This window comes from Neisseria sp. P0006.S009 (assembly GCF_051962915.1).
In the GTDB taxonomy this organism is placed as follows: Bacteria; Pseudomonadota; Gammaproteobacteria; order Burkholderiales; family Neisseriaceae; genus Neisseria; species Neisseria subflava_E.
On sequence record NZ_JBQCUV010000001.1, the window covers coordinates 291,394 to 303,722 of the forward strand.

Consider the following 12,329-nt stretch of genomic DNA (forward strand, 5'->3'; position numbering starts at 1 on the left):
AGACGACCTTTAAGCCTTATTTACAAAGTCGTATCCAATGCTTTGGAAATATCGTTCCAAATATCGTCAACGTCTTCAATACCGACAGAGAAACGCAGCAGGCCGACTTTGATGCCCATTTCCATTTTCACATCATGCGGCACGCCGCTGTGGGATTGGGAATAGCAATGGTTGACCAGACTTTCCACACCGCCGAGGCTGGAAGCCATTTTGACCAGTTGCATGTTTTTAATCACGCTATTGGCCGCTTCACGCGTATCGTTTTTGAGATAAACCGTAACCACGCCGCCGATGCCTTTGGGCATTTGTGCTTGGGCGAGTTCGTAATGTTCGTGCGACGGCAGGCCAGGATAGAACACTTTTTCAATGGCAGGATGGGCTTCCAAACGGCGCGCGATTTCGAGTGTGTTTTGGCAATGGGCGTTCATGCGCAAGGCCAACGTTTTAATACCGCGCAACACCAGCCAGCAGTCCATCGGACCTGCAATCGCGCCGGTATGAACCATCATGTCGTGCAAAGGCTGCGCCAGCTCTTTGGTTTTGGCAACGACTACACCCATCAATACGTCGGAATGGCCGCACAAATATTTGGTAGCGGAATGGAATACAAAATCGCAACCCATATCCAACGGCTGTTGCAGATACGGCGTGGCAAAGGTGTTGTCGATGCCGACCAGCGCACCGGCCGCTTTGGCTTTTGCGGCAAGCGCTTTGATGTCTACCAAGCGCAAAAGCGGATTGGACGGCGTTTCCAGCCAAACCAGTTTGACATTGTGTGCTTTGAGCAGCTCGTCCAGATTATCCGGATTGCCCAAATCGGCAAAAACAACGTTTACACCCCATTTTTGATAAACATCGACCAATAAATCATAAGCGCCGCCGTAAATATCGGCGACTGCGACAATGGTATCGCCCGGGCGCAGGAAAGTGCGCCACACGGCATCAATCCCCGCCATGCCGCTGGAAAACGCAAAACCGGCCGCACCATGCTCCAAATCGGCAACAGTGTCTTCCAAGACCTGACGGGTCGGGTTGCTCAGGCGCGAGTAGCGGTAAGGCACATTTTCGCCAATCTCGTGCAACGCAAACATACTGTTTTGATAAATCGGCGGCATCAGCGCACGGTTGTGTTCGTCGCAATCGTAGCTGGAATGGATGGCTTTCGTGGCGAATTTCATTTGGTCTCTGCCTATCATAGATGTGAATAATCGAAGATTTTATCACTATCTGAAAAATAGAAACAATCAATGCAGGCGGATAAAGCAAGTGATATAATCTCGCATTTGCAAATCGGCCGACACGAGCCGATTCCCTCCACACGCATCTCAACAATCCTATCATGAAGGACATACCACGCATGAACGCCATTGCAGACGTGCAATCCAGCCGCGATTTACGCAACCTGCCGATTAATCAGGTCGGCATCAAAGACCTGCGCTTTCCAATCTCGCTCAAAAGCAAAGAGGGTGAACAATCCACCGTCGCCCGCCTGACCATGACGGTTTTCCTGCCTGCCGACCAAAAAGGCACGCATATGTCGCGCTTTGTCGCTCTGATGGAAAAACAAACCGATGCTTTGGATTTCGATACGCTGCACAAGCTGACCGCCGATATGGTTGCCCTGCTAGATTCGCATTCCGGCAAAATCAGCGTTACCTTCCCATTTTTCCGCAAGAAAAGTGCACCTGTCTCCGGCATCCAATCGCTGCTTGACTATGATGTTACCCTGACCGGCGAAATTAAAAACGGTACATACAGCCACAGCCTGAAAGTGATGGTTCCGGTTACTTCATTGTGTCCGTGTTCCAAAGAAATTTCCCAATACGGCGCGCACAACCAACGTTCGCATGTGACGGTCAGTCTGATTGCGAATGCGGATGTAGGCATTGAAGAAATCATCGATTACGTTGAAGCACAAGCAAGCTGCCAGCTCTACGGTTTGCTCAAACGCCCTGACGAAAAGTATGTAACGGAAAAAGCATACGAAAATCCGAAGTTTGTCGAAGACATGGTTCGTGATGTGGCCACGGTGTTAATTGCAGACAAACGCATCGAATCATTCGTCGTCGAAAGCGAAAACTTCGAATCGATACACAACCATTCCGCTTACGCTTATATCGCTTATCCTTAAAAGCCGAGCCGAATAGAAACAAAGGCCGTCTGAACATTTCAGACGGCCTTTGGCATAGATTGAACGATAACATGAGACTATCGGTCATATATGGGCAACCCTATTTCGATATAATTCAAAAGCATTAGATTTCTCTCGCAATATTTAACATAAATTAAGCCGATTGTTTTCCCCATCATTTATAATGACGGTTTCTCAACGGCATATCCGTGGATATTATGAAAAAATTCCTTTATTTCCTCATTGCATTTTTAGGCTTGAGCAGCTTCGCATTCGCAGTAGATGCCAATGATTTACTGCCCCCCGAGCAAGCCTTTGTACCTCAAGTCAATGTATCCGACCAAGGCATCAGCGTGCAGTTCAAAATCGCTGACGGCTACTATATGTACCAGTCCAAAATCGTTGCAGCGACCAATCCTGACAAAGTCTTGGCCGAACCCAAATTCAGCAAAGGCGAAGAAAAAGAAGACGAATTCTTCGGCAAACAAACGGTTTACCACCATACCGCACAGGTTGACCTGCCTTACAAACAAGCCGCGCCGCAATACAAACTGACGCTGACTTATCAAGGCTGTGCCGAAGCCGGTGTGTGTTATCCGCCTGTGGATACCGAGTTTGACGTAAAAGGCAACGGGGTTTACCAGCCGCAAAGCGACGAGCCGGTTTCTGCCAAAGACCGCTTTTTGCAACCGTCCGCCTCTTCAGACGGCCAAATGCCAACGCAACCCAGTACAAACAATCCCGACAGCAGCCGCTTCAAGCTCTCTTGGGATACTTTAAACGCCAACCTGTTGGCGTTTTTTGTCGCAGGTTTGGGCTTAAGCTTTACCGCCTGTATGTATCCGCTCCTGCCGATTGTTTCCAGCATTGTCGTGGGTGATAAAAAAGCCGGCAAAGGCCGCGCGTTCACCTTGTCGATGGTGTATGTACAAGGCTTGGCATTGACCTATACCTTGGTCGGCGTGATTGCCGGTTTGACCGGTGCGCTGTTGACTGTATGGCTGCAACAGCCTTGGGTTGTGCTTGCCGCCGCCGCGTTGATGGTAGTACTGGCAATGTCCATGTTCGGCCTCTTCAATATCCAGCTGCCCAACTCCGTCCAATCCTATTTCCAAAACCAAAGCAACAAACTCTCCGGCGGCAAAATCATTTCCGTCTTCATCATGGGTATTTTATCCGCCCTGATTGTCGGCCCTTGCGTTGCGCCTCCGCTGGCATTTGCTTTGGGCTATATCGGTCAGACCGGCGATGCCGTATTGGGCGGTCTGGCGCTTTATGTCTTGGCACTCGGCACCGGCGTACCGCTCATCATCATCGGTACATTCGGCGGCCATATCCTGCCTAAAGCAGGCGACTGGATGAACGGCATCAAATATGCATTCGGCTTCATCTTGCTGGCCGTTGCCGTATACCTTGCCACACCGCATCTGCCTTATTTCGCAGTAGTCGGTCTCTACACCTTACTGATGATTGTTCCCGCCCTGATGCTTTTGGCGAAATCCGGCAAACAAAAAGGCCGTCTGAAAACGGTTGCCGCCGTATTGGGCTTTTTACTGCTGATTGGCAGCTCATGGTTTGGCTGGCAGAGCTTCAATAAACAAACCACCGCCCTGCACCACTTCTTAACGCTGGTTCCGCCATCCGAAGCCGGACAAGAAACCGACCACGGTAAAATGTTTACCGATGTCGGCGAACTCAAAGCCGCTATGGATGCCGCCTTGAAAGCCGATCCAAGCAAGCCCGTGCTGATTGATTTCTACGCTGACTGGTGCGTATCCTGCAAAGAAATGGCCGCCTACACGCTCAACCAACCGCAGGTACACGAAGCAGTCGATATGCAGCGCTTCTTCCAAATCGACGTAACCGCCAACACTCCCGACCATCAGGCCTTACTGAAAGAATACGGCCTCTTCGGCCCTCCGGGCGTGTTTGTGGTCCACGCCGACGGCAGTCATAGCGAACCCTTATTAGGCTTTGTCAAACCCGATGCATTCATTGAATGGTATCGCAAAAACGAGAAATAGCCGTCTATAAAAAGGCCGTCTGAAAACAGATTTTCAGACGGCCTTTTCTTATGTTTAAAAATTAAAATTCATCTTGAGCCCAACGCGTAGAACGCAAAATGCTGGAATCCACATCTTGAATATTGCGGTGACCGGTAAACGCCATGGAAATATCCATTTCTTTATACAAGATTTCCAACGCACGGGTTACGCCTTCTTCACCATACGCACCCAAACCATACAGGAACGCCCGGCCAATCATTGTACCTTTCGCACCCAAAGCCCAAGCCTTCAAAATATCCTGACCGCTGCGGATGCCGCTGTCCATCCAAACCTCGATGTCGCTGCCCACCGCGCTGACCACATCAGGTAAAGCCTTAATAGCAGACACAGTATCGTCAAGCTGACGGCCGCCATGATTGGAAACGACCAATGCGTCCGCGCCGCTTTTCGCTGCTTTTTCCGCATCTTCAGGTTCCATAATGCCTTTGATAATCAGCTTGCCGCCCCACAAATCTTTAATGCGCGCCACATCGTCCCAGCTCAGACGCGGGTCGAATTGTTCGGAAGTCCATGAAGACAGCGAAGACAAATCACCCACGTTTTTCGCATGACCGACAATATTGCGGAAAGTGCGGCGTTCCGTGTTCAGCATTTTCATACACCATTCTGGTTTGGTCGCCAAATTGATTAAATTGGCGATGGTTGGTTTCGGCGGCGCAGACAGGCCGTTTTTAATGTCTTTGTGGCGTTGACCCAAAACCTGCAAATCGGCTGTCAATACCAAAGCCGAACATTTGGCATCCTTCGCACGCTTAATCAGGTTTTCCATAAACTCGCGGTCGCGCATCACATAAAGCTGAAACCAAAACGGCGAGCTGGTGTTTTCAGCCACATCTTCAATCGAACAAATAGACATGGTTGACAGCGTAAACGGAATACCAAATTTTTCCGCCGCCCGCGCCGCCAAGATTTCCCCATCAGCATGCGCCATACCTGTGAAACCTGTCGGCGCAATCGCTACCGGCATTTTCACATCCTGCCCAATCATTTTGGTTTCGAGACTGCGTCCCTCCATATTAACCAATACCTTTTGGCGGAAACGGATGTCTTTGAAATCCGAAGTGTTTTCACGATAAGTAGTTTCCGTCCAAGAGCCTGAGTCAATATAGTCATAAAACATACGCGGCATTTTACGTTTGGCAACAAGGCGCAAGTCTTCGATACAGGTTATTTTGCTTAAATCACATTTCATTGTCGATTGCCTCTGTTAAGGTAAAGATGGATGGTCAAGGCCGTCTGAACATTTCAAACACCTCATTATTTTACTCCATCAAAACAACTAAATTTTAAGAATAATTTTGATAATCTATATCAGTATCAATATTAAATCAAAACATTTTAACCCTGATATTTGTAGGGTTGATAGCCTTTTTTCAGACGGCCTTAAGTCCAAATTACAGAAAAATAAAGAAAATATTTTCCGATTTAAAAATCAGCCAATGCCACCATTTAAACAAACAATCAAACCGAGCCGCCACATACTTGACTGAAACACTCAGATATTAGACAATTCCCTCCACTAATAAAAACGCCCACACAGGCAACCACACCATGAGACTGACTACCAAAGGGCGATTTGCAGTAACCGCCATGATAGATTTGGCGATGAATGCGCAAACCGGTGCTGTCAAACTCAGTGCCATCAGCGAACGACAAAGCATATCGCTCTCCTACCTCGAACAATTATTCAGCAAGCTGCGCCGTGCCGGATTGGTTGAAAGCCTACGCGGCCCCGGCGGAGGCTACATCCTTGCCGCTCCCGCCGAGCAAATCAATATTGCACAAATCATCTCCGCAGCTGAAGACCGACTGGATGCCACGCAGTGCGGCAGCAAAGCAAACTGCAACCACGGCGCCCCCTGCCTGACCCACGACCTTTGGGAAAACTTAAACAAAACCATCAATGATTACCTCAGCGGCGTTACGCTGCAAAGCATCATTGAACAAAAAAACTGCAGCGACAGCAGTCATGTCGTTACCTTTACACACATTCATTAAACCGACTTGCGGCAAAGACCGCAGGCAGATGACCAAACGAAAGAGCAAACCATGACCGTCAAAATCCCCGTATACCTCGACTACGCCGCCACCACTCCCGTTGACCGCCGCGTTGCTGAAAAAATGATTCCCTACCTGTCCGATATTTTCGGCAACCCAGCTTCCAACAGCCACAGCTTCGGCTGGGAAGCGGAAGAAGCCGTGGAAAAAGCACGCGCAGACATCGCAGCCCTGATTAACGCCGACTCCAAAGAAATCGTTTTTACCAGCGGTGCGACCGAGTCCAACAACCTCGCCATCAAAGGCGCGGCACACTTCTACAAATCCAAAGGCAACCACCTCATCACCGTAAAAACCGAGCACAAAGCCGTACTCGATACCATGCGCGAACTCGAACGCCAAGGTTACGAAGTAACTTACCTGGACGTACAAGAAAACGGTTTGGTTGATTTAGACGTACTGAAAGCCGCCATCCGCGAAGACACCATCCTCGTTTCCGTAATGTGGGTAAACAACGAAATCGGCGTGGTTCAAGATATTCCTGCCATCGGCGAAATCTGTCGCGAACGCAAAATCATTTTCCACGTTGATGCAGCACAAGCATGCGGCAAAGTGCCTGTTGACGTTGAAGCAGCCAAAGTGGATTTGCTGTCTATGTCCGGCCACAAAGTATACGGTCCTAAAGGCATCGGTGCCCTGTATGTACGCCGTAAACCACGCGTCCGCCTCGAAGCCCAAATGCACGGTGGCGGCCACGAACGCGGTTTCCGTTCCGGCACATTGCCGACCCATCAAATCGTCGGTATGGGCGAAGCCTTCCGCATCGCCAAAGAAGAATTAGCACAAGACACTGCGCACTACCTGAAACTGCGCGATATCTTCCTCAAAGGTATCGAAGGCATCGAAGAAGTCTACATCAACGGCGACCTCGAACACCGCGCTCCAAACAACCTGAACGTCAGCTTCAACTTCGTCGAAGGCGAAAGCCTGATTATGGCAGTGAAAGAACTCGCCGTATCCAGCGGCTCCGCCTGTACTTCCGCAAGCCTTGAGCCAAGCTATGTCCTGCGCGCGCTCGGCCGCAATGACGAATTAGCGCACTCTTCCCTACGCATCACCTTCGGCCGCATGACCACCGAAGAAGAAGTGCAATTCGCGGCAGAGCTGATCAAATCCAAAATCGGCAAACTGCGCGAACTGTCGCCGCTGTGGGAAATGTTTAAAGAAGGTATCGATTTGAACTCGATTGAATGGGCGGCGCATTAATCAAGAGAAAAGGTCGTCTGAAAAATCCCCAAGGCCTTTACCTTTTCAGACGACCTCATCAAGAAAAATACTAAAAATGACGATAATAAAAAATAAAATACGCCACTTACTTTCTTGTCTGATTCTATGCTCGGCCCCGCTGGTTTCAGCACAGACACAACCTGATTGGTCAACTATATTCAAATCATTTGAAAATGGCTGCCAATTCGATAAACATTTGGAAAACCTGTTGGATCCATTTAGTGATGTAAGCTATGACTGGAACGATAAAGACTCTAAATATCAAAACCTGCGTTTGAATTATCCCAATAGAGTCAAGCTGCCAAAGGCTTACCGCGATCTTGCGCACCCTCCGATGACTTTGCACCGCGCGGAATTTAGTGAAGATGGAAACCGTTTATTCTTGATCAAACCCGTTTGAAACTCAGCGGTACTTACTATGGCTTGCCTGTGGTTCATATCAGCCAGACGTTCCAATTAGAAACCGCAGGTTACAGCTACACCCGTTTATTGTTGGATGTACCTTTGGAACAGGCACGTAAGGTGTTAAAAGGAAAATACCGTCCTATTCGAAAATACAGTTTGATTTTAGAAGAATACGAAACCCTGCAAGCAAAACTAAAACCGATTAATGTTAACGGAAAACCCCTAACAATTTTAGAATGTGCCTTTATAAATGGCTGATAAAACAACTGTAATAGGCAATCAACTTAGACATTAAAAAGGATGTCTGAAACCTTAAAAAAAACCTTTTCAAACGACCTAAAAGCCACAACCTTCTAATTAAGGATACAAACCCATGGACGAACAAGAACTCGACCTCGACAATCTCGACAACCTGCTCGAAGATTTTGACGACGTTACCGTAGAAGGCGGCGTTGATTCAGAGAATGATGACGGCTGCGAAGGCGGCGCGTGCAAAATCTAAACTTCAGGCCGTCTGAATATTCGTAAACAAACCATTTACACCACTAAAAACACAAAGGAAATCACATCATGGCATACAGCGATAAAGTAATCGACCACTATGAAAACCCCCGCAACGTCGGCACTTTCGACAAAAACGACGAATCTATCGGCACCGGCATGGTCGGCGCGCCGGCCTGCGGCGACGTCATGCGCCTGCAAATCAAAGTTAACGATGAAGGTATTATCGAAGATGCAAAATTCAAAACTTACGGTTGTGGTTCTGCCATCGCTTCTTCCAGCCTGATTACCGAGTGGGTCAAAGGCAAAAGCCTTGATGATGCACTGGCAATCAAAAACAGCGAAATTGCCGAAGAGTTGGAATTGCCTCCAGTTAAAATCCACTGCTCCATCTTGGCTGAAGATGCGGTAAAAGCAGCCGTTGCCGACTATCGTAAACGTCAGGAAAACAAATAATCTTGTTTCCCAGATACTTAGTTTGCAGACATTAATGTCTAAATCGGCTTGATAGGCACCAACTGCCATATAAATGCGCCAGTACCTGCAAAATCAAAGGAAGCAAAATGCCTTTTACCGATAAAGAAATCCAATCCCTACTTGCTGTCAAAGGCATAGGTAAAACCATATTGCAGCGTTTGCAGCAAATGGGTTTGGATGATGTTGCCAAGCTGGCGGCGGCAGATTTGGACGATGTTTTGGAACTAGGGGCAAAATTGACCGGCTCGACCTGTTGGAAAAACAGTCCGCAGGCAAAAGCTGCCATTACCGCCGCGATAGAGTGGGCAAAACAGCGCTTTCAGACGGCCTGATAATCAAGATGCCGTCTGAAATAAAAAAGCAGGCAAAACAGAAAATGATTGCGAAATGAGGAAAAAAGCATGATTACCATCACAGAAAACGCAGCCAAACACATCAATAACTACCTGACCAAACGCGGCAAAGGCTTAGGCGTGCGCTTGGGAGTGAAAACCAGCGGCTGCTCGGGCATGGCATACAACCTGGAATTTGTCGATGAAGTGAACGAGGATGACCTGATTTTTGAAGAACACGGCGCGCGCGTTTATATCGACCCGAAAAGTTTGGTTTATCTGGACGGCACGCAAGTCGATTACACCAAAGAAGGTTTGCAGGAAGGTTTCAAATTTGAAAATCCGAATGTCAAAGACTCTTGCGGCTGCGGCGAGAGCTTCCACGTTTAAAATATAAAAAATGGCGGGAAAGTATCAAAACCATCCCGCCATTTTTTGGCTTCTTGCCTATTATAGCTACCCTTGCCTTTTCTTTTTCGTTCTACTTTGTGTCGGAACAAATCAGATTTGACTAAGGCTTTTAAGGCATTGTCTCGTATTTTGCCTTTATTGTGTTGCACCTTACCGGTCATATTGTTTTCCTTTCGTATAAACAGTTTCCGGATTATATCGTAAAACAATCCTCTTCTTTAGATTTTTTCCTTTAATATCATGTCTCAATACTTTAACCTCTTCCAGCTTGAGCCATCTTTCAATATTGATACCGAAGCACTCGAACAGACCTATCGAGCTTTAGCTGCCCAATTTCATCCCGATAAATTTGCTTCTGCTTCAGCTTTTGAGCAGAAACAAGCCGTTATGATGTCTTCTACAATTAATGATGCCTACCGTACATTAAAAAGTCCTATTGATCGGGCTGCTTATCTCTTGAAAAGCCAAAATATCGATGCTGATGCACCTGAACACACTTCGTTTTCACCAGAATTCCTCATGCAGCAGATGGAATGGCGGGAAACATTGATGGATGCTCAAATGGAACAAAACCATGATGCCATCCGGGCACTGGATCAAGAAATCCAAGAAGTACAAAGCAACCTATATCAAGATTTGCAACAAGCATTTGAACAACAGGATTATGAATCAGCCGCACAATGGGTGCGGCATGGGCGCTTTCTTAATAAACTTCGCAATGAGATTGCTTCAATCTTATAAAGTACATTGCTGTTACATTTACCTAAGTTTTATAGCAAATAATTTTATATGTAAAACAAAAACCGTATCAGATTTATCTGATACGGTTTTCTTATCTTAACTACCTATTAGCGTTTTTTACCGGTAACAGTAGCAACAGCCAGGTTTTCGTTACGTTTCAGAGAAACGCTTTCAACACCTTCTGGCAATTTGATATCTGACAAGTGCAGAATGTCGCCGGCAACTACGGATGCACAATCCAGTTCCAAGAAAGCAGGAATGTTTGTAGGCAAAGCAACTACTTCAACAGAAGTGTTCAACAGAGATACACGACCACCTTGCAATTTAACAGCTTGAGAGTTTTCAGCGTTAACAATGTGCAGAGGAACACGGATACGTACAACTTGGTCAGCTTTTACAGCTTGGAAGTCGATGTGTTGAACTTCACGACGGAATGGGTGCATTTGGAAGTCACGCACGATAACGTCTTTAGTTTCACCGTTCAAAGACAGTTTAATCAAAGCAGTATGGAAAGATTCTTTTTCCAATGCGTAGAATACAGTTTTGTGGTCTACAGCGATAGCAACAGGCTCTTGACCTTCACCGTACAGAATGCCAGGGATTTGGCCTTCGCGACGCAGGCGGCGGCTCGCACCAGTGCCTTGGGCTTCGCGAACAGAGGCTTGAATTTCGTAAGTCATGTTTAATACTCCAATTTAGATAAAATCGTCGTCATCGGCCGCGACCAGCTTAAGACGACATCGGGTTATGGCAGCAACATGCCGCCAGTCATCACATCTTCATTGAAAAGATATGAGACGGATTCTTCATTGCTGATACGGCGTACCGTTTCAGCCAGCAAACCGGCAATGGTAACTTGACGGATGCGTTCACATTTTTTAGCTGCTTCAGACAACGGAATCGTATCTGTTACAACTACTTGGTCAATTTCAGAAGAAGCAATTCGATTCACTGCTTCGCCGGAGAATACTGCATGGCTGGCGTATGCCAGTACACGATCTGCACCGCGCTCTTTCAGGGCAACAGCCGCTTTACACAAGGTGTTTGCCGTATCGATCATATCATCTACGATCAAGCAAGTACGGCCTTGAATATCGCCAATGATGTTCATCACTTCAGCCACATTGGCTTTAGGACGACGCTTGTCGATAATAGCCAAATCAGCATTTAAAGATTTAGCAACAGCACGTGCACGTACAACACCACCGATATCAGGGCTGACAACAGTCAGGTTCTCAATGCGCTGTTGTTTAATATCGTTCAATAAAATCGGGGTAGCGTAAATATTATCTACCGGAATATCGAAGAAACCTTGAATTTGGTCGGCATGTAAGTCAACAGTCAATACGCGGTCGATACCTGCTGAGTACAACATATTTGCTACCAATTTAGCAGAAATCGGTACACGAACAGAGCGAGGACGACGATCTTGACGCGCATAGCCAAAGTAAGGAATCGCGGCAGTAATACGACCAGCAGAAGCACGTTTGAGTGCATCAGCCATAGTCAAAATTTCCATCAGGTTGTCATTGGTAGGCGCGCAGGTAGGTTGCAAAATAAACACATCGCGACCACGCACATTTTCCAACAATTCAATGGCTACTTCGCCATCAGAGAATTTGGAAACAGTGGCTTCACCGAGTGAAATATCCAAATGTTTGACAACACGTTGCGCCAATTCCGGATTTGCATTACCGGTAAACACCATTAAACTGTCATAAGCAGCCATATCTTCACCTGATTCTAGATTTGATTTACGCGCAGAAAACATTACGCTTCCCTTCGCCCTATGTCTAAGACACTAATCACGCGATTATACGCGTAAAGACGGGTAAAAAAAAGTTTTTCAGCGTTATTTCGCTCTGAGCGTAAAAAAGCGTGTAAGAAAACTTACACGCTTTTATTTGGCTGGGGAGGAAGGATTCGAACCTTCGCATGCTGGAATCAAAATCCAGTGTCTTAACCGCTTGACGACTCCCC

At 47.1% G+C, this 12,329-nt stretch carries 14 protein-coding genes, 1 tRNA gene and 1 pseudogene; 10 read left to right on the top strand and 6 right to left on the bottom strand.

Features of this window, described 5'->3' with window-relative positions:
- Positions 1-20 precede the first annotated feature (20 nt).
- The gene (locus ACTHTK_RS01375) at positions 21-1,178 is read right to left on the bottom strand and encodes a trans-sulfuration enzyme family protein (RefSeq protein WP_107723350.1); all 1,158 of its coding nucleotides are present in this window, start codon (positions 1,176-1,178) and stop codon (positions 21-23) included.
- A gap of 179 nt (positions 1,179-1,357) precedes the next feature.
- On the opposite strand from ACTHTK_RS01375, the gene folE2 reads away from it, so the two are divergent.
- Together folE2 and dsbD are read left to right on the top strand one after the other, a co-directional pair.
- Positions 1,358-2,131: a GTP cyclohydrolase FolE2 gene (gene folE2, locus ACTHTK_RS01380; RefSeq protein ID WP_004519889.1), complete on the top strand. Its 774-nt coding sequence runs from the start codon at positions 1,358-1,360 to the stop codon at positions 2,129-2,131.
- 218 nt (positions 2,132-2,349) lie between these two features.
- Positions 2,350-4,155: a protein-disulfide reductase DsbD gene (dsbD, locus tag ACTHTK_RS01385; RefSeq protein WP_107723351.1), complete on the top strand. Its 1,806-nt coding sequence runs from the start codon at positions 2,350-2,352 to the stop codon at positions 4,153-4,155.
- A 61-nt stretch (positions 4,156-4,216) separates the two neighbouring features.
- On the opposite strand, the gene ACTHTK_RS01390 is transcribed toward dsbD, so the two are convergent.
- On the bottom strand, positions 4,217-5,389 hold the full coding sequence (locus tag ACTHTK_RS01390; RefSeq protein ID WP_070608875.1) for an alpha-hydroxy acid oxidase: 1,173 nt from the start codon (positions 5,387-5,389) through the stop codon (positions 4,217-4,219).
- 359 nt (positions 5,390-5,748) lie between these two features.
- Here ACTHTK_RS01390 and iscR point away from each other — a divergent pair, with 359 nt between their 5' ends.
- The 7 genes from iscR to iscA all read left to right on the top strand — a co-directional run bounded on the left by iscR (position 5,749) and on the right by iscA (position 9,587).
- On the top strand, positions 5,749-6,195 hold the full coding sequence (iscR, locus tag ACTHTK_RS01395; RefSeq protein WP_003680774.1) for a Fe-S cluster assembly transcriptional regulator IscR: 447 nt from the start codon (positions 5,749-5,751) through the stop codon (positions 6,193-6,195).
- A gap of 51 nt (positions 6,196-6,246) precedes the next feature.
- The gene (locus tag ACTHTK_RS01400; RefSeq protein WP_371459241.1) at positions 6,247-7,461 is read left to right on the top strand and encodes an IscS subfamily cysteine desulfurase; all 1,215 of its coding nucleotides are present in this window, start codon (positions 6,247-6,249) and stop codon (positions 7,459-7,461) included.
- Between the two features lie 417 nt (positions 7,462-7,878).
- Positions 7,879-8,145, top strand: a complete 267-nt coding sequence (locus ACTHTK_RS01405; RefSeq protein WP_371459242.1) for a hypothetical protein — start codon at positions 7,879-7,881, stop codon at positions 8,143-8,145.
- Between the two features lie 115 nt (positions 8,146-8,260).
- Complete coding sequence (locus ACTHTK_RS01410; RefSeq protein ID WP_371459243.1) at positions 8,261-8,389, top strand: hypothetical protein; 129 nt, start codon at positions 8,261-8,263, stop codon at positions 8,387-8,389.
- A gap of 68 nt (positions 8,390-8,457) precedes the next feature.
- Entirely contained in the window at positions 8,458-8,844 is a 387-nt protein-coding gene (iscU, locus tag ACTHTK_RS01415) for a Fe-S cluster assembly scaffold IscU (protein WP_371459244.1), read from the top strand.
- A 107-nt stretch (positions 8,845-8,951) separates the two neighbouring features.
- On the top strand, positions 8,952-9,197 hold the full coding sequence (locus ACTHTK_RS01420; RefSeq protein ID WP_049330780.1) for a recombinase RecA: 246 nt from the start codon (positions 8,952-8,954) through the stop codon (positions 9,195-9,197).
- A 69-nt stretch (positions 9,198-9,266) separates the two neighbouring features.
- Positions 9,267-9,587 carry an iron-sulfur cluster assembly protein IscA gene (gene iscA, locus ACTHTK_RS01425; RefSeq protein WP_049330777.1) on the top strand — a complete coding sequence of 107 codons (321 nt, stop codon included), beginning with the start codon at positions 9,267-9,269 and terminating at the stop codon, positions 9,585-9,587.
- Here the strand turns inward: iscA and ACTHTK_RS01430 are convergent.
- Positions 9,547-9,769, bottom strand: a pseudogene (locus ACTHTK_RS01430) (alternative ribosome-rescue factor A). The gene iscA and the pseudogene ACTHTK_RS01430 sit on opposite strands and share 41 nt — an antisense overlap.
- A 79-nt stretch (positions 9,770-9,848) precedes the next feature.
- Here ACTHTK_RS01430 and hscB point away from each other — a divergent pair.
- Positions 9,849-10,349 (top strand): Fe-S protein assembly co-chaperone HscB, encoded by a 501-nt coding sequence (gene hscB / locus ACTHTK_RS01435; protein WP_070814220.1) that lies wholly within the window; start codon positions 9,849-9,851, stop codon positions 10,347-10,349.
- 107 nt (positions 10,350-10,456) lie between these two features.
- On the opposite strand, the gene ACTHTK_RS01440 is transcribed toward hscB, so the two are convergent.
- The 3 genes from ACTHTK_RS01440 to ACTHTK_RS01450 form a co-directional block, all read right to left on the bottom strand.
- Positions 10,457-11,029 carry a 50S ribosomal protein L25/general stress protein Ctc gene (locus ACTHTK_RS01440; RefSeq protein ID WP_440378250.1) on the bottom strand — a complete coding sequence of 191 codons (573 nt, stop codon included), beginning with the start codon at positions 11,027-11,029 and terminating at the stop codon, positions 10,457-10,459.
- A 65-nt stretch (positions 11,030-11,094) separates the two neighbouring features.
- On the bottom strand, positions 11,095-12,078 hold the full coding sequence (locus ACTHTK_RS01445; protein WP_107723665.1) for a ribose-phosphate pyrophosphokinase: 984 nt from the start codon (positions 12,076-12,078) through the stop codon (positions 11,095-11,097).
- Between the two features lie 176 nt (positions 12,079-12,254).
- Positions 12,255-12,329, bottom strand: a tRNA-Gln gene (locus tag ACTHTK_RS01450).